Origin of the sequence: Winogradskyella sp. ECml5-4, from assembly GCF_036903175.1 — a bacterium.
In the GTDB taxonomy this organism is placed as follows: domain Bacteria; phylum Bacteroidota; class Bacteroidia; order Flavobacteriales; family Flavobacteriaceae; genus Winogradskyella; species Winogradskyella damuponensis.
This window is the reverse complement of sequence record NZ_JAYJLF010000006.1, coordinates 34,946-56,738: the sequence shown is the minus strand read 5'-3', so window position 1 is coordinate 56,738 and position 21,793 is coordinate 34,946. Positions and strand designations below refer to the sequence as shown.

The window sequence follows — 21,793 nt, the reverse complement described above, 5'->3', positions numbered from 1 at the left end:
TATGTCTAAATTTAGAAATAAAGATAAAGGTGAATTGCCAGCGATTTCAACGGCGTCACTTCCAGATATTGTATTTATGTTGCTTTTCTTTTTTATGGTTGCAACTGTAATGAGAGATAGTTCTTTAATGATTGAAAACAGATTGCCAAGTGCAGATCAAGTTGAAAAATTAAAAAAGGACAGAACCGTATTTATATATGGTGGTAAACCAAGCAGTCAGTATAAGCAATTTGGAGAAGAACCAAGAATTCAATTCAATGATGCTTTTATTGGTGTAGATGATGTTAGACCTTCAGTTATTCAGGCTATTTCTGAATTAAATGAAGATTTACAAAGTAAAGTCGTTATTGGTTTAAAGGTTGACAAAGAAACCAATGCCGGTTTAGTGTCAGATATTAAGCAAGAGTTACGTAAAGCAAATGCATTAAAAGTAATGTACATTGCAAATACAAAAACTGAGAATTAATATAGATTCTTAATTTTATAGATAAAACGTCCTGAGTAATCGGGACGTTTTTTTGTTTAATAGATATTAAAGATTTCGTAGTTTTATAAACATGAAAAAGTATATTTTTCTTTTACTAATATGTTCAGTATTCATTGGGTTTTCTCAAAATGAAGATATTGATAATAGATATAAGTCAGAACTTTATAAGGATTATAGAGAAGATCAATTCTACGCCTCAGTAACCTATAATTTGATTAATGAAAAACCAGATGGAATTTCTCAAAATGGATTTTCTTCAGGCTTTCATTTAGGTTTTATTAGAGATATGCCAATTAACGAACGCCGTAATGTTGCTATAGGATTAGGTCTAGGGATCTCTTCAAATTCATATAATCAGAAAAATATACTCATTGAAGAGGGTAATAATGGAATTGAATTTAACAGTATTGACGAAAGTGAGTATAATGTTTCAAAAAATAAATTTACAACCTATTTGTTCGAAGTTCCTTTAGAAATTAGATGGAGAACTTCTAATGCAACAGATTATAACTTTTGGCGTATATACACAGGCTTTAAAGTAGGCTATTTGCTGTATAATTCTACAAAGTTTATGAGTGAAGTAGAAAATGTAAAACTCTCTAATATTGACAGTTTTAATAAGTTTCAATATGGCTTAACTTTAAGTGCAGGATATAGTACTTGGAACTTTCATGTGTATTACGGATTAAATCCAATTTTTGATTCCAATTCAAAACTCAACACTAAAACTATAGACATGAAATCCTTAAAAATTGGACTTATGTTTTATATTCTATAGCCAATAACTGCATAAAAAAAGTTGAGGAGTAACTCCTGTAAAAATCCCTAAAATTAACTCTTGGTTTGTATGCGCTTTTAAATGCAAACGCGATGTAGCAATAGCCCCTAAAATAATCATCATAAGTGCAATAGAGCCGTTTATATTTATATGATAGTGTATACCTATAGCAATCGCAAACATCAAAAAACCTGAAGCTGCAATCATATGAATACTTGCTTTTATTTTAAAAATAGCCAGTATTAAACAGGTTAGTGTAGAGCAAAGAATCCCTAAAAAGAAGTAGTATAATTCAATAATTTCGCTTGGTGTTAATACGCGTATTAGAATCAGTAGAATAATAATACAATTTATAAACAACGGAATTAGGCGCTCTTTTGTACTCTTTAAATAGATAGAATCAACTTTATTAATCGTTTTAAGTAGAAAGAAAAGTAGAATAGGTAAAATGATAGTAAGAATAACAATCGAAAAAATTTTAGCCTTCATAACAGGCTCTGGAATAAATCGAGGTGTTTTAGAAAAATAAAACAGCAGACCTAATAATGGCATAATCAAAGGGTGAAACACAAACGATATGCTCTTTAAAATAAAGTTTTTCATCCAATGTTTCTTATAATTCCTTTCTTAAACGCGCTACAGGTATGTCTAATTGTTCTCTGTATTTAGCAACAGTACGTCTAGCAATTGGATAGCCTTTTTCTTTTAATATTTTTGAAAGTGCTTCATCTGTCATTGGTTTCTTTTTACTTTCTTCTTCAATAACAGTTTCAAGGATTTTTTTAATTTCTCTTGTAGAGACTTCTTCACCTTGGTCATTGGTCATAGATTCCGAAAAGAATTCTTTTATCAATTTTGTGCCATAAGGTGTGTCTACATACTTACTATTAGCTACTCGTGATATTGTAGAAACATCCATTTCAATTTCGTCAGCAATATCTTTTAATATCATAGGACGTAAATTACGCTCATCACCTGTTAAGAAGTATTCTTTTTGGTAATGCATAATAGAACTCATAGTTACAAATAAAGTCTGCTGACGTTGTCTTACGGCCTCAATAAACCACTTTGCAGCATCTAACTTTTGTTTAATAAACATAACAGCATCTTTTTGGGCTTTAGACTTATCTTTAGTCTCTTTATAGCCTTTAAGCATGTTATTATATTCCCTAGACACATGAAGCTCAGGAGCATTCCTGCCATTCAGCGTAAGTTCTAATTCTCCATCTACAATTCTTATCGCAAAGTCAGGAACAATATGCTCAACAATTTTGTTATTTCCAGCATAAGAACCACCTGGCTTTGGGTTAAGTCGTTCTATTTCTTCAATTGCACCTTTGAGTTGTTCTTCATCAATATTGAATTTCTGCATTAATTTTTTATAATGCTTTTTCGTGAATTGATCAAAGCCATTATCAATAATAGTAGTAGCTAACTCTACATCTGGAGATTGTTCTTTTCGATGTAATTGGATACTTAAACACTCTTGAAGGTTACGAGCACCAACACCAGCAGGATCTAATTGATGCACAATTTGTAAAACCTTTTCAACTTCTTCTTCTGTTGTATAGACATTTTGTGTAAAGGCTAAATCGTCTGTAATATCGGATAATGCACGACGTATATAACCACTTTCATCAACACTACCAACTAAGAAATAGGCAATTTCTTCTTCTTGATCAGATAAACGAAAGGTGTTTAATTGATTTATTAAATGTTGTGTAAACGAAGTTCCTGCAGCATAAGGTACTGATTTATCTTCGTCATCTGCACTATAGTTATTGGCTTGGGTACGATATTCAGGAATTTCGTCGTCACTTAAATATTCATCAATATTGATGTCATCTGCTTCAATAGTTTCGCTGTCATTGAAATCTTCCTCAGAATTATCGAACTCATCAAAATTATCTTCAGATGTTTCTGATTCTTTTCCAGTATCTAAGGCAGGATTTTCTTCTAATTCTTGTTTTAAACGTTGTTCAAAAGCTTGTGTAGGCAACTGAATCAACTTCATAAGTTGAATTTGTTGCGGAGAGAGCTTTTGTGAAAGCTTAAATGATAAAAATTGCTTTAGAGACATAAAATTTCTGTTGATTATAAATGTAATAAAAAAACCTGATAGGTTTCTAAAACCTATCAGGATTATCATTTAACAATTAAAATTCAGCGTTCTGCGGTGTTCTAGGATAAGGGATGACATCTCTAATATTACTCATTCCTGTAGCAAACATAACCAAACGCTCAAAACCTAATCCAAATCCAGAGTGAACAGCTGTTCCGTATTTACGTAAATCTAAATACCACCATAATTCTTCTTCATCAATGTCTAAGGCTTTCATCTTTTCTTTTAAAACGTCTAAGCGTTCTTCTCTTTGAGAGCCTCCAACCATTTCACCTATACCAGGAAATAAAATATCCATCGCTCTTACAGTTTCTCTTCCTTCGCTGTCTGGCTCGTTTAAACGCATGTAAAAGGCTTTAATATTTGCTGGATAATCAAATAATATTACAGGACACTTAAAGTGCTTTTCTACTAAGAAACGCTCGTGCTCAGATTGTAAATCTGCTCCCCATTCTTTAATGATATAATTGAATTTCTTCTTTTTATTTGGCTTAGAGTTTCTTAAAATATCTATAGCTTCGGTATAGCTAACACGCTTAAAGTTATTATCAACTACGAATTTAATTTTTTCAATTAAACTCATATCGCTACGTTCTGCCTGTGGTTTTGTTTTTTCTTCGTCTAGTAAACGTTTTTCTAAAAACTCTAAATCTTCTTTATTGTTTTCAAGTACATAACATAAAACAGACTTCATAAAATCTTCAGCCAAATCCATGTTGCCCGCTAAATCCATAAAAGCAACTTCTGGTTCAATCATCCAAAATTCGGCCAAATGGCGTGATGTATTAGAGTTTTCGGCTCTAAAGGTTGGTCCAAAAGTATAAACCTTTCCTAGAGACATGGCGTAAGTTTCGGCTTCCAACTGACCAGAAACAGTTAGGTTAGTTTCTTTTCCAAAGAAATCTTCTTTGTAATTTACAGAACCATCTTCGTTTAATGGCAGATTTTTTACATCTAAATTCGTTACTTTAAACATTTCACCAGCACCTTCAGCATCACTTCCTGTTATAATTGGGGTGTGCATGTAATTAAAGCCATTCTCATTAAAATATTTGTGAACTGCAAATGATAATGACGAACGTAAACGCATTACAGCACTAAAGGTGTTTGTTCTAGTACGTAAATGTGCATTTTCTCTTAAGAATTCAAACGAATGCTTTTTAGGTTGAATAGGGTAGGTTTCAGGATCAGAATCACCTAAAACTTCTAATGTTTTTACAACAATTTCAACGGACTGTCCTTTTCCTTGACTTTCTACAAGTTCTCCTGTAACATGAATAGCAGCTCCTGTAGTAATACGCTTTAAAAGTGCTTCGTCAAAATTTTCAAAATCGACAACACATTGAATATTATTTATGGTAGAACCGTCGTTTAAGGCAATAAATCGGTTAGCTCTAAAGGTTCTTACCCAACCTTTTATGGTAACATCTTGTAAGGTGACATCTTGCGATAATAATTGTGCTACAGTTTTTGAAGTCATTGTTTAATAATTTTGAATGCTAATATATTGTTAATCTTAATTTTCTTTATGGTCTTCAGTTTCATCTTCTGAAGGAATAATATTTATTGAAGGCTCTCTTAAAACTTCCTTATTGGCAATATTACGCTCTAAAGATAATAATAGTGAAGGTAATAATAGTAAGTTAGAAAGCATAGCAAATAATAGTGTTATAGATACTAAAGCTCCTAAAGCTACTGTACCTCCAAAACTAGAAATTGTAAATACCGAAAACCCAAAGAATAATACTATAGAGGTGTAAATCATACTCACACCAGTTTCTCTAAGTGCTGCGTAAACTGATTTTCTAATTTTCCAATGGTTGGCTTGTAATTCTTGCCTGTATTTTGCCAAAAAGTGAATGGTGTCATCTACAGAAATACCAAAAGCAATACTAAATACTAATATTGTTGATGGTTTAATAGGAACTCCAACATATCCCATTAAACCTGCTGTAACTAAAAGTGGTAATAGGTTGGGGATTAATGAAACTACAATCATTCTAAAAGAACGGAAAAGGTAGGCCATAAATAAGGCTATAAGTACAATGGCAAGTGTTAATGAAATGATTAAGTTTTTAACCAAATATTTAGTTCCTTTTTGAAAAACTAAAGCTTTTCCTGTCATAATAACCTCATAACGTTCTTCTGGAAACAACTTGTTTATTTCTGTTTGAAGATCTTCTTGAATACGCTCCATCTTATCCGTACCAATGTCTTTCATAAAGGTAGTAATACGTGCATATTGCCCTGTACTATCTACAAAATTGCTCAACATATCAACATTAGAGGTTGAGTTTTTAGCATAAGATAAGATAAATGTGTTCTCTTGGCTTGAAGGTAATTGGTAATATTTTGGATTGCCATTGTAATAGGCTTGCTTGCTATATTTCACTAAGCTAACTACAGAAATTGGACGCGATAGTTCTGGTATATCATTAATGAGTTCTTCTAGCTCTTCCATTCGTTTTAAAGTGGCTAGTTTCATCACCCCTTTTTTACGTTTGGTATCTATCATAATTTCTAATGGCATAATACCATTAAATTCAGATTCAAAAAACCGAATATCATTAAAGAAATCAGTGTCTTGCGGCATATCTTCAATAAGACTACCAGAAATTTTAATCTGATGAATCCCAATAATACTACCAACAATTAAAATAAGTGCTGTGATATAGATGGTAATTTTTCTGTGCTTTACCATACGTTCCATCCAATCTACAAAAGCACCAATCCAGCGTTTATTTAAATGTTCTAAATGACGTTCTTTAGGATAAGGTAGAAATGTGTATAGAATAGGGATAATGAGTAAACACAGCATGAAAATTGCCAAAATGCTCAATGATGCTACAATTCCAAATTCTTTTAGGAGCTTACTTTCTGTAAGTATAAATGTAGCAAAACCAGAAGCTGTGGTTACATTGGTCATTAAAGTTGCATTACCAACTTTAGTAATAACACGTTGTAAAGATTTTACTTTGTTACCATGCGATTTTACTTCTTGTTGGTATTTGTTAATTAAGAACACACAGTTTGGAATACCAATAACAATTATTAAAGGCGGAATCAATGCCGTTAGGACTGTAATTTCATAACCGAGTAAACCTATAATTCCAAAGGTCCACATTACTCCAAAACAAACCACAATAAGCGAAATAAAAGTGGCTCTAAACGACCTAAAGAAAAGAAAAAATATTAGAGAGGTTACAAAAAGCGCCGCACCAATAAAAATAGGGATTTCATCAACAATACTTGTTGCATTTAAGGTTCTGATGTAAGGCATTCCCGAAATTCTAACATCTAATCCTGTTTCTGCCTCAAATTTTTCAACTTTTGGTAAAAAATCATCGAGGATAAAATCTTTTCTGGCAGATGTATTTACGATGTCTTTTTCCATGTATATGGCCGTACGAATAGTTTTCGTTTCTGCATTAAATAGGAAATTATCGTAAAAGGGATATTGTTTAAATAGTTCGTTTTGAAGTCGCTCTATTTCCTCGATACTAGAAATAGAATCCTTAATAAATGGCACTAAATCAAATTGCTCTTCTTTAGTGTTTTTAACTAATTTCTGAAGGTCTTTTATGGATAAAACGGTTTCCACTTCGTCATAACCTTTAAACGAATCTGAAAGCTTGTTCCAAGCATTGAGTTGTTTTACTGAAAATAGACTAGAATCCTTAACGCCTAAAACAATTAGATTTCCTTCTTCACCAAAAACGTCTAAAAAATCATTGTATATAAGATTTACTTCGTGGTCGTCTGGTAAAAGATTGGCTTCAGTAAAGGTAAAACGCATGTGTTTCCATTGCAAGCTGAAAAACACAGTGGTTAGTATGATGGCAATAAGTATAAAAATTTTATTACGAAGAATAAGTCTCGCAATAGCTTCCCAAAATCCTGTTGTTAAAAGTTTAAACATGCGCCAATTAAAATAAGCCGCAAAGGTAGAAAAAAGCTAAGGATTAGTAAGGTAATTAACAGTATTATAATTTTGATTATAATGAGATGTTGAAGGTGAACTTAAAAGCCATATTATCTTCTAATTTTGGTAGGTGATAACTACCATATCTATAGGCAAAACTCAATCCAAAGCCAAAGAACAATTTATTAATTTCTACGCCAGATTCTGAATATAGTTTTTCAAGAGTGTTAAATTCTATACCTTGATGTCTTCTAATGCTCTTCATTTCTCCTACTGCATATCTAGATATTAATACAAGCTGAGGCTTAAAACGTTCTGTTATTTTAAAAGGTTTAAACGTGTGTTTTAATTGTAGTGTTGAAAACTTGTCGCTAAAAAATTCATTAAAATACATGGTTTCAAAACTGTTTAAACCTGCAACAGAAAAACGTTGTAAAATAGTTTCTTTAGAGATGTTGTTTGGGTACGCATGGTACAAATGGGTTAAAGGAGTATCTCCACCAGCAATTCCTGCAACAAATGTAATACTTGTTATAGCATCGTTTTTATGATAGAATTTTTGCAAGGTTCTAAAATCGAGCTTTGAAAAATTAAAATCACTTCCAAAGATAGATTTGAATCCTTGTGTTAATTGAAGTGTAAATTTTGGATAACCGTCTTTAGTTTCTTTTATTTTATCATTTATTATGGCATAGTGGCTAAACGGACTCCATTGCAAACTAACCTTGGCAGTGCTTAAATCATATGTTTTATATGAGTCTTCGCCTAAAACATAAGTATAGTTGTATGTTGGATTTATTTTAGAAAGTGCTATTTGAGATTCTGAAAGCAGGTGATTAGAAACCTTATGCTGTAAAGCAATTGATTTTGTAATATGTCTATGAAATAGATCTATATTTAATAATCGTGGTTCAAAAAAAGTAAAAAAACGCTTATCAGTTAAAAATTTTGAACTTCCTGTTTCTTGTAAATCATCAACATAGTCTAAGTTTACCCATGTGTTTGAAGCTTCATTAACTCTAAAACCACCACCTATTTTATATTTTAGACGTTTATCTCTAACACCATAAACCAGATAGCCATTAACTCTATAGCGTTCTGAAAAGCGATTATTTGTTATACCTCCTAATCCTGTTCTGAAACCTTCGTACTGATTAAATTTTATTAAGTAACGTAAATCCAGATTAAAGTAATTAAAAGGGAGATAGCCGTTACCTATATTTTTTACAAATACTTTTTTTTTGATAGAGTCTTGAACAGCTTTAACAGAATCTTTATCTGTTTTAACAGGCTGTTGTGCAAAGCTATGCGTTGCAATTGTCATAAAAAAAACAACAAACAGGCGCTGTAACATTTAAAATTGTTATTAAAGCTAGAGAAAAATATAAAAGGGGTTAACCTCTTAGCTTACTTGTGCTGATAATGTTTTTAGGTTTGTAACTTTATTAATTAATAAATTAAACAGTCATAATTTCCTTTTCTTTAACCTCAAGAATACTATCTATTTTTTTGATAAAAGAATCTGTTAGTGATTGTATATCAATTACTGCATTTTTCTGTAAATCTTCAGAAACTTCAGAATTTTTTATATCATTATTAGCATCTTTACGCGCATTTCTAACTGCAATTTTAGCATCTTCTGATTCTGATTTGGCTTGTTTTGCTAAATCTTTTCGTCGTTCTTCTGTTAATGGTGGAACATTGATAATAATAGTGTCGCCATTATTCATTGGGTTAAAACCAAGATTAGCAAGCATGATACCACGTTCAATTTCTTGAAGCATAGATTTTTCCCATGGTTGAACTGTTATTGTTCTTCCATCTGGAGTATTTACATTGGCAACTTGGCTAAGAGGCGTTTGAGAACCATAATAATCTACCATAACGCTACCTAGCATAGCAGGACTAGCTTTGCCAGCTCTAATATTTGTAAGTTGTTTTTCTAAATGCTTTATAGAAGCATTCATAGATTCCTTTGCTGTGTCTATTATAAATTTAATGTCTTCGTCCATAATGTTGAAGTTTTAATTACGATTTATCAAAATTTAAGCCAAAAATTATTGGTTGACTTTAGTACCAATATTTTCTCCAGAAACTACTTTTAATAAGTTTCCTTTTTTATTCATATCAAAAACAATAATTGGTAAGTTATTTTCTTGACTAAGTGTAAACGCTGTTGTGTCCATTACTTTAAGTCCTTTGCTTAGGACATCTTTAAATGAAATATTATCAAATTTAACGGCATTGATATCTTTTTCAGGGTCTGCAGTATAAATACCATCTACACGTGTACCTTTTAAAATGACATCTGCTTCAATTTCGATAGCGCGTAAAACGGCTGCTGAATCTGTTGTAAAATAAGGGTTACCTGTACCACCTCCAAAAATTACAACACGTCCTTTTCTTAGATGACTCATTGCTTTTCTTCTGATAAAAGGTTCTGCAACTTCATTGATTTTGATAGCTGTTTGCAAACGCGTTTTTACATCAGCATCTTCTAGTGCGTTTTGTAATGCCAATCCGTTAATTACAGTAGCTAGCATTCCCATGTGGTCACCTTGCACCCGATCCATACCGTTCATGGCACCAGCAACACCTCTAAAAATATTTCCGCCACCAATTACTATAGCAACTTCTACACCTAAATCAGTTATTTCTTTAATGTCTTTAGCATATTCTGTTAATCTTTCAGGATCAATACCATATTGACGGTTTCCCATTAAGGCTTCGCCAGATAATTTGAGTAGTATTCTTTTATATTTCATTTAGATAGTTTCTATTGCTATTTTATGGTCTAATAGAATGTGCCAAGCATCATATTGGTGAAAATTTACTATATGATTCTGATTCATTTTATGTGGGTTTAGAAAGTTTAGCAAAACTACGTAATTATTAGCATCTGTAAAAGTGAAAAAAAAGCAAAAAAAAAGCTTCTCAATTTTGAGAAGCTTTTTTAATTATTGTAATTTGAATAATGTCAATTATCCAACAGTTGCACGTTTGAAACCTGTAACTGAAACATCACCATAAGTTTTAACATAATCAGCAACAGTTTGCTTTTCATCTTTAATAAACTTCTGGTCTAATAAACATTTTTCTTGGTCTAAAGTTGTGTTATCAGAAATGAAACGCTCCATTTTACCTGGTAAAATTCTATCCCAAATTTGTTCTGGCTTACCTTCAGCTTTTAATTCTGCTTTTGCAGCTTCTTCAGCTTCAGCGATAACTTCTGGAGTTAATTGAGCCATAGAAATATAGCTAGGTACATTCTTTAATGTTTTACCTAAACGTCCTAATTCGATATTATCTTTTTCAATAACAGCAATACGAGCTTCAGTTTCTGATGCGATAAATTCAGGCTCAAAATCTTTATAAGATAATGTAGTTGCTCCCATTGAAGCTACTTGCATTGCAACGTCTTTTACTAAAGTTTCAACGTTATCAACTTTAGCAGATAAACCAACTAAAGCAGCAATTTTGTTAATGTGAACGTACTGACCTACGTAAGGTGCTTCTAATTTTTCAAAAGCAGTAATGTCTAATTTTTCACCAATAACTCCTGTTTGCTCAATTAATTTATCAGCAACAGTCATTCCACCAAAATCAGCAGCTAAAAATGCTTCTTTTGTGTCATAGTTTAATGCGATATCAGCTAATTGGTTAGCTAATGCTACGAAGTTTTCGTTTTTACCAACGAAATCAGTTTCACAGCCTAAAACAATAGCAACACCAGATGTGTTATCTGCATTTATTTTTGCGATTGCAGCACCTTCAGAAGAATCTCTGTCTGCTCTTTTCTCTGCAACTTTTTGTCCTTTTTTACGTAAAACTTCGATGGCTTTATCAAAATCACCACCAGCTTCAACTAAAGCTTTTTTACAATCCATCATACCAGCACCAGTTGCTTGTCTTAGCTTGTTGACTTCTGCTGCTGTAATTTTTACAGTATTTTCCATAGTTTTTAAATTTAAAAAGTCATTTAATTAATTTTCAAAATGAAAAGAACCAAATGACTTTTAATATTGTATAAATGTTATTTATTCTTCTTCTTGAGATGCTACAGGCGCTTTTTCAGCTTTTTTAGCTGGTTTTGCGTCTTTTTTAGCAGATTTAGCATCTTTTTCTGCACGCTCATTTTTTCTTTCGTTTAAACCATCAGCAATTGCAGATGTTACGATAGATAAAATTTTATCTACAGATTTAGAAGCATCATCATTAGCAGGGATTAAATAATCAACTTCACGAGGGTCAGAGTTTGTATCTACCATAGCAAAGATTGGGATATTTAATTTTTGTGCTTCTTTAATGGCAATATGCTCACGCATAATATCAACTACGAATATAGCACCTGGTAAACGAGTCATGTCAGAAATAGAACCTAAATTCTTTTCTAATTTTGCACGTAAACGATCTACTTGTAAACGTTCTTTTTTAGATAAAGAGTTGAATGTACCATCTTTTTTCATTCTATCAATAGCAGCCATTTTCTTTACCGCTTTTCTGATAGTTACAAAGTTAGTTAACATTCCACCAGGCCAACGCTCAGTAATGTAAGGTTGGTTTACTGCACCTGCTTTTTCAGCAACGATGTCTTTAGCTTGTTTTTTAGTAGCAACGAATAAGATTTTCTTTCCTGATGCTGCTATTTTAGCTAAAGCTTCAGAAGTTTCTTCAATTTTTGCCGCTGTTTTGTAAAGGTTGATAATATGGATACCGTTACGTTCCATATAAATGTAAGGAGCCATGTTTGGGTTCCACTTACGTGTAAGGTGACCGAAGTGTACACCTGCTTCAAGTAATTCTTTTACTTCTACTTTTTCCATGTTGTAATAGTTTACGTTCTGTTAAATTAGCAATGTTCCATTAAGCTAATGGTTATTAGCTGTTGGCTTCATTTAGATGCTAAACCTTGTCTCAAATTTATTTTGAGATCTTTTTATTAACCTGAACGATTTCAAGTTAATTTAATTTTAATAAAAAATAATAATCCAGAACCTGCCGAAGCAGATTCTGAATAATAAAAAATTGTTGGATATTAACGTTTCGAGAATTGGAATTTCTTACGCGCTTTCTTCTGTCCGAATTTCTTACGCTCTACCATTCTTGGGTCTCTCGTTAATAGACCTTCTGGCTTTAATACTAGTCTGTTTTCAGGATCTAGTTCGCACATTGCACGACTTAATCCTAAACGTATTGCTTCTGCCTGGCCGGTGATACCACCTCCATATACGTTAACAGTAATATCAAAGTTGCCATCATTGTTAGTCAAGGCTAAAGGTTGGTTTATTTTATACTGCAATGTTGCAGTAGTAAAATAATCCGCCATGTCTTTTTTGTTCACTGTGATTTTGCCACTACCTTGGGCAACGTACACACGAGCAACAGCCGTCTTTCTACGGCCAATTTTGTGAATTACTTCCATTTAGTTAATTTCGTTTAATTTGATTGCTTTAGGTTTTTGAGCTGCGTGAGCGTGCTCTGTACCTGAAACAACAGTTAAATTTCTAAAAAGGGCTGATCCTAATTTGTTTTTAGGCAACATTCCTTTCACTGACTTTTCTACTAATCTGGTTGGGTCTTTCTCAAACATTTCAGTAGCCGTCAGACTTCTTTGTCCACCTGGATAACCTGTGTGACGGATGTAACTTTTTTCCGTCCATTTGTTACCAGTTAAGTTGATTTTTTCAGCATTAACAACAATTACATTGTCACCGCAATCAACGTGTGGCGTAAAATTAGGTTTGTGCTTACCTCTTAAAAGTATTGCTACTCTCGAAGCTAAGCGACCTAAAGTTTGTCCTTCAGCGTCAACTAAAACCCACTCCTTATTAACGGTAGCTTTGTTAGCTGAAACTGTTTTGTAGCTTAATGTATCCACACTAATTTGATTTATATTTACGCTTCACAGCGCAAAAAGATTAAACATTCCTCTTTAAAAAAGAGTTTGCAAATTTACGATAAACAATTGATTTACCAAACCTTGATGAATATATTTTTTGTACTGAAAATCAGATGGTTTGGAAATGTGTATTCTAATTTAGTTTTTTGTAGCTCTTGTGAGTCTGTCATTTATGGATTTTCCTAAGCCATGATCTGGGAATTTTTCGGCAATAATAACATCCAGATGCATTTTATCTAACTGATGTAAAACATCGTAAAGTTTTGAAGCCGATTCGGCTAAGTCGCCAGATTTTGAAAGCGCAATTTGTACTTCGATTGCGTTATTTTCAATTTGGGATTGAAACGTTATGAGTCCAACACGTTTCGCTTTATATTTATCTAATGTGTTAGGAATATTGTCTGTTAAGATCGTCGTCGTCTTTGGTGCATAGTGTCTCTCTAACATACCAGGAGCATCCGGACTTATTTCTTTATTATTTTGACTACGCTCAGTAGCCATGTTTTTTATTTTAATTTTTCCAACAATGGCTTCAATGTCTTCTAAAGCTGTTGAGCCTAATCTATAAATAATAGGGTCGTCATTTTCAAAACCTATAATGGTAGATTCTATTCCGCTTGTACAAGCCCCTCCATCTAAAACCATTTTAATAGTATCTTTAAAATAGGTTTCTACATGTGCTGCTGTCGTTGGACTAATGCTACTAAAAGGATTGGCACTTGGTGCTGCTAAAGGGAAATTTAATTGTTTTAATAATTCTATTGTAGTGGGATGATTAGGAACACGAACTGCAACCGTATCTTTTCCACCAGTAATTAAATCTGGAATTATAGCTTTCTTTTTTAAAACCAAAGTTATGGGGCCAGGCCAAAAAGCTTCGGCTAATAACTGCGCTTTTTTAGGAATATATTCAACGATGTCGGAAAGTTTGTCTATAGAAGGAATATGAACAATAAGCGGATTAAAAAAAGGGCGCTTCTTGGTTTCAAAAATAGCTTTTATAGCTTTCTCGCTATAAATATTTCCTGCTAAGCCATAGACAGTCTCTGTTGGAATAGCAACAATGTCTTCAGCCGTTAATAGTTGAATCGCTTTTGATATGTCTTTTGAAATGATGCTCATAGTCGTAAAATGCGATTACAAAATTACTTCAAAATCTCATACGACTAAGATTTAATACGCTTATTTTCCTTTTTCTGTTGGTAAAGTGCGTAACCTAATACAGCGATCTCGAGACTTAAAAGGGCTATTTTGGCTTTTTTGCTTTTGGTTAATGCGCTTGTTAACCCTAAAACTTTTGTTAGTATCATAATTGTTTTATTATATCTTAATTATGTTCTAAAATTAATGGATTAGATCTTTACATCTTGACTGAATAGAGACTAGGATTAGCTTATAACAGTTGTGATATTATTTTGACTACAATTATAAATAATGACTTCCCATTTAGTAGTTTTGCATCTTTAAAATTCAAAATATGATTTCAGTCGATAATTTAGCCGTAGAATTTAGTGGGCATACGCTTTTTAGTGAGGTGTCATTTACGATTAATGCCAATGATAAAATTGCTTTAATGGGTAAAAATGGTGCGGGAAAATCGACCATGATGAAGATTATTGCAGGTGTTCAAAAAGCAACTCGTGGTAACGTAAGGTGTCCTAAGGATGCCGTTATTGCGTATTTGCCACAACATTTGTTAACCGAAGATAATACGACTGTTTTTGATGAAGCATCAAAAGCATTTAAGCATGTGTTTGAAATGCGTGATGAGATGGAAGCGCTCAATAAACAATTGGAAACGCGAACCGATTACGAATCTGACGACTACATGAAAATTATTGAACGTGTGTCTGATTTGGGTGAGAAATATTATGCTTTAGAGGATGTCAATTACGATGCCGAAGTTGAAAAAGCATTAAAAGGTTTAGGTTTTAAACAAGACGATTTTACAAGACAAACCAATGAGTTTTCAGGTGGTTATCGTATGCGAATTGAATTGGCCAAGATTTTATTACAAAAGCCCGATTTAATCTTATTAGATGAGCCCACCAACCATATTGATATTGAATCGGTGATTTGGTTAGAAGATTTTTTATTGAATAAAGCCAACGCTGTTGTGGTTATATCTCACGATCGTGCCTTTGTAGATAATATAACCAATAGAACTATCGAGGTAACGATGGGTCGTATTTACGATTATAAGGCTAATTATACGCATTACCTTCAGTTGCGTGAAGATAGACGTACACATCAAATAAAAGCCTATCAAGAGCAGCAAAAGTTTATTGCTGATAATATGGCATTTATAGAGCGTTTTAAAGGGACCTATTCTAAAACCAACCAAGTGTTGTCACGAGAGCGTATGCTTGAAAAATTAGAAAGGATTGAAATTGATGAGATCGATACATCAGCTTTAAAGTTGCGTTTTCCAGCAACACAGCGTTCGGGTGACTATCCTGTTACGGTTAAGGAGGTGTCTAAGTCTTATGGTGATCATGTGGTGTTTCATAATGCTAATATGTCTATTGCTAGAGGAGAGAAGGTCTGTTTTGTAGGAAGAAATGGAGAAGGGAAATCAACGATGATTAAAGCCATACTAGGTGAAATTGATGTAGAAGGGACTTGTGCTTTAGGTCATAACGTTAAGGTTGGGTATTTTGCGCAGAACCAAGCGGCTTTGTTAGACGAAAACTTAACGATTTTTCAAACCGTTGATGAAGTTGCTCAAGGAGATGTAAGAACGCAGATTAAAAATATTTTGGGTGGCTTTATGTTTAGAGGTGACGATATTGAAAAGAAAGTAAGTGTGTTGTCTGGTGGTGAAAAAACCAGATTAGCTATGGTAAAACTCTTATTAGAACCTGTGAATTTATTGATTCTCGATGAGCCTACCAATCACCTTGATTTAAAATCGAAGGATGTTTTAAAAGAGGCTTTAAAGAATTTTGATGGCACATTAATACTCGTGTCTCACGATAGAGATTTTCTACAAGGATTATCTAATAAAGTATTTGAGTTTAAAGAAAAACGCGTAATTGAACACTTTGAAACTATAGATGATTTCTTAATTAGAAATCGTGTTGAAAGTTTGAAAGGGTTGGATTTATAACAGCGATTTACAATTTTTCTAGAAGCGCTTTTCTTTCTTTAGTTTTAAATGCTGAATCTGTTTCTAACAAATGCTCAACTTTAGCTTTATCGGCTTCCGGTAATCTATTTGCTATATAGTTTTGTATGAATAGTTCCGCATTCATTAGTTAACTTTAAATAACGTTTTTAGATGTGTTAAACATCTAGTTTTTGACTTCTCACCGTATTGGTATGTGCTCTTCCTTGGATTGGCTGTGGTTTTAATTTATGTTGCTATTGCTTTAAAGCGCAGATTCATCAAATAGGTTTTAAAAGGGGGGCTGTAACATTAAAATTGAAATGTGATAACAGTTGTTGGAAATGAATGTATTATGTTCATTTTATAGCTAGAAACCTGTAAAATGATATGTTTATCTTCATAATAGTCCTTTTAGCAGTTTTTTTATTGTAAATCGTTTAGTAAAATTAGATTTGGAATAATTGTTAATGACTTAATTATGAAATCATTCCTTGTAATAGCCTTGTCATGCTTGGTTTTTTTAGTTTTATTTTTTTCGATAGGAAATGAAACGTTAAGATTAGAAAAAAATGAAAGGCTCAAAACATTCAACGCTATCAGTGCTTCTGATAATGATTTTGAATTATATGAATTTGGTCATAAGCATTTGAATAGTAAAAATGTAAAAATCAAGTTTTTGGTGGGTGACGCTTATACTAAGTTTGTGGATCTTCAAAAAAGCAAAGACATTTTATTAGTTACCTCGGCCTCTTTTACCTCAGCTTTTTTTAGTGATGGCACTCCGATTGGACTTTGTGCTTATGAAGGGCAATTTCTTAATAAAATGCCAAATCAAACAATGGATGGCTTGGTCGTTATTAATTCAGAAGGTTTAATGACGACACAAGATATTATAGATCTAGATTTTACAAGTAAAAAATGCGATCTCCTAATGACATCTAATCATGCGCATCAGCATCTTAATCCTAGGGAAAATGCATTGGATTCTTATGTCTTTTATAATAAGGTTGAAACCGATAAACTTTCTGTTTTTCAAACACAATTGGTGTATTCTCACTTAAAAAAGGACGACGAAAATTTTAAAAACATTTTGGTAGGTGCTGATGGTAAAGAAAGACGATTTCTTGTTGTTGCTTCAAAAAATGGGGAATTAAAAAATCTAATAATAGGCACCAAAGCGAAGGACTATATGTTAAAGGCTGCTAAAGATGTCTTAACGCATCTTAGAGCTAAAAACTACGATGTCAATTTTATACTCAATTTAGATACTGGAAGTAAAAATATACTCCATGTTAATAACGGTCAACATCTTGAGAATTTAAATCAGAACCCATCCACAAAACTCGCTAGAATTGAAAGAGCCTCTAGTCTCATTGTTTTTTACACGGATAAATAAAAGCGCTAATTTGAAATATTTAAAAATAGGATTAGTTACATTAATTGCCTTGTTTCAATGGAGTCTTTTTGGACAAACAACAGATGCAATGAGCGCTAAAACTATAGATTATAGCTATTTGACAGAAGTTGGGACTATAGATTTTAGTGGCTACACTATAGATGATTATTCTAAGGCATTTGATCACGCTTTACAAATGAAAACCGATAGTTTAAATGCTGCTAATGTCATGAAAGGAAACGTTGTGATGTCAATGCTAGCAAAGCAGGTTAATGCAGAGATTGTTAATCATAATCTCGATTCAAATACAAGGCAAACAAAAGATTTACTGATTAAATTTAGGGCACAACATTATTACGTGTATCTACCAGAAGTGAGCATGATTATAAAGTTTTTTGGTTATGTGTGTATGGGAGAGTACAGCCACATCTATAATGTTGTAACTACAAATAGTAAGATATTACCAATAGTGATTTTTGGTGTGGTCTTGCTGTGTGTGGTTATTCTTCATCTATTTGGTAAAATAAAATGGAAATATAAAAAACTAACGAATCATCTGATACTTGTTGTATTTTTCATTTTTGTAGTATTGACTATAGCTTTTAAATTAACCTGCGGCTGCAATGTAGATGAATATTCATTTTATGGCATCGCAATTAACTAAAGATGTCTGTTAGATCGTCTATTACTGTTTCTTAATGTATCTATTCAAAATAAAAAGATACAATACTAAAAGGATGATGGTTGACCACTTACAAATGTAAATCGTATTTGTAATAAACTCACTAATACTCGATAAGTTTAGAGAACTTATATAATCCGTATTAGACATGTCATTAAGCGCGCTTTCAAGTTTTTTATCAGAACTATAGAATGTGAATGGCTTAACCACTATAGCGCTAATTAAAAGCGCTAAGAAGGGGAGTAGAGGCATGTTTTCTTTACCCTTGTAATGCTTTAATCGTGATTTTTTTGTAACCCAAAAGGCGATTATACATGCTGACAATACATATAAACTCAAGGTCGCGATAAATAGATAGCTTTTTATTTTTGAGGAAAATTGGTAGTTATTTTCTATAGTGAGATGGAATAGGTAATATACAATAGCTGTTATGATAGAATCGATTGCAATTAATGCCACGGTTCCGTAAATTATCCAAAGTGTTTTTTTTATTAAACTCGTCGTCATGGTGTTCTATTTATTCAATACCTAAGCACGTTTTTAAGCGAATTATTTTCATTACAGATTCATATACTTGAGCTTTATAAGCTGCATTAGTTTTCATTTCGTTTAAAATTAATTGGGCTGTATCATCTTCGTTTTTAGGAATTAAAATAATATCACAACCTGCCTTTGAGGCTTCTAATGTTGCTTTTGGAATGTTTTGTAAACCATTCATTTTCATGCCGTCGGAAACAATGAGACCTTTAAAGTTTAATTCGTTTTTTAAAAGTCCAGTTACTATTTTCTTAGAGCAAGATGCTGGAACATTAAACGTATTGTATTTAGGATTGTTCTTTATCGAAATATGAGCAACCATGACACTTATGACTCCATTGTCTATTATGGGTTTATAATTATCGAGTTCTAGTAAATCACCATCAATAAAAACCGTATTGAAATGCGAGTCACCTGTGACTAAACCATGTCCTGGGAAATGTTTTACGGTGGCTACTATATTTTCATTTTGGGTGCGTTCTACAAATGCGTTACTCTTGTTAATCACATCTTTAGGATTAGCGCCAAAACTTCTGTTGGTTATGGCTGAATTATTTTCACTAACATCCAAAACCGGAGCATAGTTTTGATGCACTCCAAGATAACGCAATTCGTCACTTATGGTTTTAGCTACTGCATCTACTTCGCTAATAGATGTTAAATCCACTGTGTTTTTTACGGGTTGCGATCCTACAATACGGCTGTTAAAAAGGCTTGGTTCTGCATCAGCACTAAATAAAAGGCCAAATGAATTGTGCTTTTTAGCTGTAGCATTAAGTGTTTCGATAGCGCTTTTGTGATCTTCTTTGATGCCTTTTAAGATGACAAAGCCACCAACTTTTTTGTTTTCTACAAGGAGTTTGGCTTTGTTTAAATCATGACCTAATTCGCCAATAGAAGCTATTATCATCTGTGCCACGCGTTCTGAATCGGTCATGGTGTTAAAAATACTATCCGTTTTATAGGCTAGTCTGCTATCATAAGTGTAAAAGTCTTTTAAAGAGAACTCTTTTGCGTTATCACTAGGTAAGATGTTGTTTTTTTGTAATTCATCTGCACTAATAACAGGTTGGTTGGTTTTATTTCCATTACAAGACGTTAATAGAACATTAAGTATTAAAATGGAAATTAAAAAACGGTACTTCATAATGTGATAATATTTAATGAGCTTTTAACCAATTACGACTAGTATCAACCACAGTTTACTAGAATTATGATCTTTATCCCTAAGAAGCCACAAAACGGTTGAAACAGAACGATAGTTGCTTGCAAAATATACGCGCTTGCTAATTTAAGCTTTTATTTTATATCGGTTTCTTATTGGGTGTTAATGAGCGTGTTGGAGAGATGTAAAAAGAGGAAGCTTTGTTAGTCTTAAGTTGTTTACTTCAGTCTGATTTGTGGGTTATATTATTTATTCTTTTAGTTTTAGCTTATATTAAGTTGGGTTCTACCCGACGCACACCCGACGCACACCCGACGCATACCCGACGCATACCCGAGGTTAACCCGACTTAGGTACGGGTGAACTCTTACTTAGTGGTTTTATGTATATGGCTTTGCGGTTCTTTTTCCGTTGGAAAGCCAATGTCGTTTGCTATTATTTGAAAAGTATTAAAATTATAACATCCTAAAAAAATGCAATTCTTGTTAGGTGTCAGAAACTCAATTAACTACTCATTTTGAACCTTTTTGAAGTGTTAATTGTTTCGTAATTCCAATGAGTTTATATTATTTTTATTCCTTTAAATAATAAAAAATATGATAAAAAATTACGCAATTGGCCTTATGTTCTTACTTACAGGAGGCGTCTTTAGTCAGGAAACAATTTCCTTTGAAACCAGTGAATCTTACACTTTAGGAACCCTAAATAATCAAAATGGTTGGGAAGTTACAGAAAGTGGAGATGGCGCTTTTCTTCAGAATCAAGTGGTGTCTGATGAGGAAGCTTCAGACGGTGTTTATGCCTTTAAAAATTCTTATGAGCCGAGTTTTAATCCTCAGTTTTACTCAATTTTTGGTGCTGCAAAAAACTTTGACGCTCCAAAATTATTTGAAGATTTTACATTTTCGTATGATGTTAAGGTAACAGAAAGTGATGGATCGGATTTTGAAATGACGCTTTTTGGTATTGATGCTAATGATGATTTTGTTCCTGTTGCAGGCGTTATTATGGAATATAGAGGATCTATTTATGCCATAGATGATATAAATTATGGAACTGTTGACCTTGAAGGTGCCGATTGGACTCCAAATACTTGGTTACATGTTAAAATTGAAGTGACTGCCACAGAATTAAAGTATTACTTAAATGATGTTTTGGTGCATACACGTAGCAATTTTACGTCTGTTGATATTGTAGGTTTTAATATGTTGCATAACAATTATGGTGGTGATGCTTATTACGATAATTTTAGTTTTGAAACGGGTACCTTAGGTGTTGATGATGTTGCTGATAGTTCAACATTGCGTATCTATCCAAATCCGGTTACTGATGAATTACAAATTACAGGTATTCAGAGAGAGCAGATTGCGCAGGTGTCTGTTTATAATTTAAATGGACAGCAATTAATGGAACGTACTTCTGTAGATGCATTAGATGTTAGTCGTCTTTCTGGTGGCGTTTATATGTTAACTATTGTTACCACAGATGGTAAGACCCATACAGATAAGCTTTTGAAAAAATAGCGTTACGTAAATCTTATTGAAATGGCCTTGATTATTTTATAATTGAGGCTTTTTTTTTGTTTGATGTTTTTTGATAAATTGGTGTGTTGTTTAATCTTGAAGAGAATGTTAGAGGATTGGTTGGATAACATCCTTAAAGAGTTACGCTCGGTATTTTTGATAAAAGAATTCTT

General features: G+C 32.8%; 21 protein-coding genes. 6 read left to right on the top strand and 15 right to left on the bottom strand.

Annotated features, from left to right (window positions below):
- The first annotated feature begins 1 nt into the window (after window position 1).
- On the top strand, window positions 2-466 hold the full coding sequence (locus VDP25_RS06495; RefSeq protein WP_334468007.1) for an ExbD/TolR family protein: 465 nt from the start codon (window positions 2-4) through the stop codon (window positions 464-466).
- A 91-nt stretch (window positions 467-557) separates the two neighbouring features.
- On the top strand, window positions 558-1,265 hold the full coding sequence (locus VDP25_RS06490; protein ID WP_334468004.1) for a porin family protein: 708 nt from the start codon (window positions 558-560) through the stop codon (window positions 1,263-1,265).
- On the opposite strand, the gene VDP25_RS06485 is transcribed toward VDP25_RS06490, so the two are convergent.
- The 13 genes from VDP25_RS06485 to VDP25_RS06425 form a co-directional block, all read right to left on the bottom strand.
- Window positions 1,260-1,868: a hypothetical protein gene (locus VDP25_RS06485; protein ID WP_215927964.1), complete on the bottom strand. Its 609-nt coding sequence runs from the start codon at window positions 1,866-1,868 to the stop codon at window positions 1,260-1,262. The two genes, VDP25_RS06490 and VDP25_RS06485, sit on opposite strands and share 6 nt — an antisense overlap.
- Before the next feature lie 10 nt (window positions 1,869-1,878).
- Window positions 1,879-3,345: an RNA polymerase factor sigma-54 gene (gene rpoN / locus VDP25_RS06480; RefSeq protein ID WP_334468000.1), complete on the bottom strand. Its 1,467-nt coding sequence runs from the start codon at window positions 3,343-3,345 to the stop codon at window positions 1,879-1,881.
- Window positions 3,346-3,421: 76 nt separating this feature from the next.
- On the bottom strand, window positions 3,422-4,867 hold the full coding sequence (asnS, locus tag VDP25_RS06475) for an asparagine--tRNA ligase (RefSeq protein ID WP_334467998.1): 1,446 nt from the start codon (window positions 4,865-4,867) through the stop codon (window positions 3,422-3,424).
- A gap of 36 nt (window positions 4,868-4,903) precedes the next feature.
- Window positions 4,904-7,306, bottom strand: a complete 2,403-nt coding sequence (locus VDP25_RS06470) for an efflux RND transporter permease subunit (protein WP_334467997.1) — start codon at window positions 7,304-7,306, stop codon at window positions 4,904-4,906.
- 76 nt (window positions 7,307-7,382) lie between these two features.
- A complete protein-coding gene (locus VDP25_RS06465) occupies window positions 7,383-8,663 on the bottom strand; it encodes a DUF5686 family protein (RefSeq protein WP_334467996.1) in 1,281 nt (426 codons plus the stop codon).
- Window positions 8,664-8,766: 103 nt separating this feature from the next.
- Entirely contained in the window at window positions 8,767-9,321 is a 555-nt protein-coding gene (frr, locus tag VDP25_RS06460) for a ribosome recycling factor (RefSeq protein WP_215927954.1), read from the bottom strand.
- A 45-nt stretch (window positions 9,322-9,366) separates the two neighbouring features.
- Window positions 9,367-10,074, bottom strand: a complete 708-nt coding sequence (gene pyrH / locus VDP25_RS06455; RefSeq protein WP_215927952.1) for a UMP kinase — start codon at window positions 10,072-10,074, stop codon at window positions 9,367-9,369.
- Between the two features lie 216 nt (window positions 10,075-10,290).
- Window positions 10,291-11,265 carry a translation elongation factor Ts gene (tsf, locus tag VDP25_RS06450; protein ID WP_215927950.1) on the bottom strand — a complete coding sequence of 325 codons (975 nt, stop codon included), beginning with the start codon at window positions 11,263-11,265 and terminating at the stop codon, window positions 10,291-10,293.
- A gap of 81 nt (window positions 11,266-11,346) precedes the next feature.
- Window positions 11,347-12,132, bottom strand: coding sequence for a 30S ribosomal protein S2 (gene rpsB, locus VDP25_RS06445; RefSeq protein ID WP_215927948.1), 786 nt, complete (start codon window positions 12,130-12,132; stop codon window positions 11,347-11,349).
- A 212-nt stretch (window positions 12,133-12,344) separates the two neighbouring features.
- The gene (gene rpsI, locus VDP25_RS06440; protein WP_215927946.1) at window positions 12,345-12,731 is read right to left on the bottom strand and encodes a 30S ribosomal protein S9; all 387 of its coding nucleotides are present in this window, start codon (window positions 12,729-12,731) and stop codon (window positions 12,345-12,347) included.
- Window positions 12,732-13,187, bottom strand: coding sequence for a 50S ribosomal protein L13 (gene rplM / locus VDP25_RS06435; RefSeq protein WP_215927944.1), 456 nt, complete (start codon window positions 13,185-13,187; stop codon window positions 12,732-12,734).
- Between the two features lie 159 nt (window positions 13,188-13,346).
- The gene (locus tag VDP25_RS06430; RefSeq protein ID WP_334467992.1) at window positions 13,347-14,330 is read right to left on the bottom strand and encodes an L-threonylcarbamoyladenylate synthase; all 984 of its coding nucleotides are present in this window, start codon (window positions 14,328-14,330) and stop codon (window positions 13,347-13,349) included.
- A 44-nt stretch (window positions 14,331-14,374) separates the two neighbouring features.
- Window positions 14,375-14,518: a hypothetical protein gene (locus VDP25_RS06425; RefSeq protein WP_215927940.1), complete on the bottom strand. Its 144-nt coding sequence runs from the start codon at window positions 14,516-14,518 to the stop codon at window positions 14,375-14,377.
- Between the two features lie 167 nt (window positions 14,519-14,685).
- On the opposite strand from VDP25_RS06425, the gene VDP25_RS06420 reads away from it, so the two are divergent.
- On the top strand, window positions 14,686-16,317 hold the full coding sequence (locus VDP25_RS06420) for an ABC-F family ATP-binding cassette domain-containing protein (protein WP_334467988.1): 1,632 nt from the start codon (window positions 14,686-14,688) through the stop codon (window positions 16,315-16,317).
- Window positions 16,318-16,324: 7 nt separating this feature from the next.
- Here the strand turns inward: VDP25_RS06420 and VDP25_RS06415 are convergent, their stop codons facing one another.
- Window positions 16,325-16,462, bottom strand: coding sequence for a hypothetical protein (locus VDP25_RS06415; RefSeq protein WP_334467986.1), 138 nt, complete (start codon window positions 16,460-16,462; stop codon window positions 16,325-16,327).
- Between the two features lie 333 nt (window positions 16,463-16,795).
- Between VDP25_RS06415 and VDP25_RS06410 the strand changes: the two genes are divergently transcribed.
- Both VDP25_RS06410 and VDP25_RS06405 read left to right on the top strand, forming a co-directional pair.
- The gene (locus VDP25_RS06410; RefSeq protein WP_334467984.1) at window positions 16,796-17,713 is read left to right on the top strand and encodes a hypothetical protein; all 918 of its coding nucleotides are present in this window, start codon (window positions 16,796-16,798) and stop codon (window positions 17,711-17,713) included.
- Between the two features lie 10 nt (window positions 17,714-17,723).
- Window positions 17,724-18,377 (top strand): hypothetical protein, encoded by a 654-nt coding sequence (locus tag VDP25_RS06405; protein WP_334467982.1) that lies wholly within the window; start codon window positions 17,724-17,726, stop codon window positions 18,375-18,377.
- Between the two features lie 535 nt (window positions 18,378-18,912).
- On the opposite strand, the gene VDP25_RS06400 is transcribed toward VDP25_RS06405, so the two are convergent.
- Complete coding sequence (locus tag VDP25_RS06400) at window positions 18,913-20,079, bottom strand: glycoside hydrolase family 3 N-terminal domain-containing protein (protein ID WP_334467980.1); 1,167 nt, start codon at window positions 20,077-20,079, stop codon at window positions 18,913-18,915.
- Window positions 20,080-20,693: 614 nt separating this feature from the next.
- On the opposite strand from VDP25_RS06400, the gene VDP25_RS06395 reads away from it, so the two are divergent.
- A complete protein-coding gene (locus VDP25_RS06395; protein ID WP_334467978.1) occupies window positions 20,694-21,620 on the top strand; it encodes a T9SS type A sorting domain-containing protein in 927 nt (308 codons plus the stop codon).
- The last annotated feature ends 173 nt before the right edge of the window (window positions 21,621-21,793 follow it).

Coding starts and splice junctions, on each gene's coding strand:
- asnS (WP_334467998.1), bottom strand. CDS start 4,867: ATGACTTCAAAAACTGTAGCACAATTATTATCGCAAGATGTCACCTTA.
- VDP25_RS06400 (WP_334467980.1), bottom strand. CDS start 20,079: ATGAAGTACCGTTTTTTAATTTCCATTTTAATACTTAATGTTCTATTA.
- VDP25_RS06395 (WP_334467978.1), top strand. CDS start 20,694: ATGATAAAAAATTACGCAATTGGCCTTATGTTCTTACTTACAGGAGGC.
- VDP25_RS06465 (WP_334467996.1), bottom strand. CDS start 8,663: ATGTTACAGCGCCTGTTTGTTGTTTTTTTTATGACAATTGCAACGCAT.
- VDP25_RS06415 (WP_334467986.1), bottom strand. CDS start 16,462: ATGAATGCGGAACTATTCATACAAAACTATATAGCAAATAGATTACCG.
- VDP25_RS06485 (WP_215927964.1), bottom strand. CDS start 1,868: ATGAAAAACTTTATTTTAAAGAGCATATCGTTTGTGTTTCACCCTTTG.
- rpsI (WP_215927946.1), bottom strand. CDS start 12,731: ATGGAAGTAATTCACAAAATTGGCCGTAGAAAGACGGCTGTTGCTCGT.
- tsf (WP_215927950.1), bottom strand. CDS start 11,265: ATGGAAAATACTGTAAAAATTACAGCAGCAGAAGTCAACAAGCTAAGA.
- VDP25_RS06420 (WP_334467988.1), top strand. CDS start 14,686: ATGATTTCAGTCGATAATTTAGCCGTAGAATTTAGTGGGCATACGCTT.
- VDP25_RS06490 (WP_334468004.1), top strand. CDS start 558: ATGAAAAAGTATATTTTTCTTTTACTAATATGTTCAGTATTCATTGGG.
- rpoN (WP_334468000.1), bottom strand. CDS start 3,345: ATGTCTCTAAAGCAATTTTTATCATTTAAGCTTTCACAAAAGCTCTCT.
- VDP25_RS06410 (WP_334467984.1), top strand. CDS start 16,796: ATGAAATCATTCCTTGTAATAGCCTTGTCATGCTTGGTTTTTTTAGTT.
- VDP25_RS06470 (WP_334467997.1), bottom strand. CDS start 7,306: ATGTTTAAACTTTTAACAACAGGATTTTGGGAAGCTATTGCGAGACTT.
- VDP25_RS06430 (WP_334467992.1), bottom strand. CDS start 14,330: ATGAGCATCATTTCAAAAGACATATCAAAAGCGATTCAACTATTAACG.
- rpsB (WP_215927948.1), bottom strand. CDS start 12,132: ATGGAAAAAGTAGAAGTAAAAGAATTACTTGAAGCAGGTGTACACTTC.
- VDP25_RS06425 (WP_215927940.1), bottom strand. CDS start 14,518: ATGATACTAACAAAAGTTTTAGGGTTAACAAGCGCATTAACCAAAAGC.
- VDP25_RS06495 (WP_334468007.1), top strand. CDS start 2: ATGTCTAAATTTAGAAATAAAGATAAAGGTGAATTGCCAGCGATTTCA.
- frr (WP_215927954.1), bottom strand. CDS start 9,321: ATGGACGAAGACATTAAATTTATAATAGACACAGCAAAGGAATCTATG.
- pyrH (WP_215927952.1), bottom strand. CDS start 10,074: ATGAAATATAAAAGAATACTACTCAAATTATCTGGCGAAGCCTTAATG.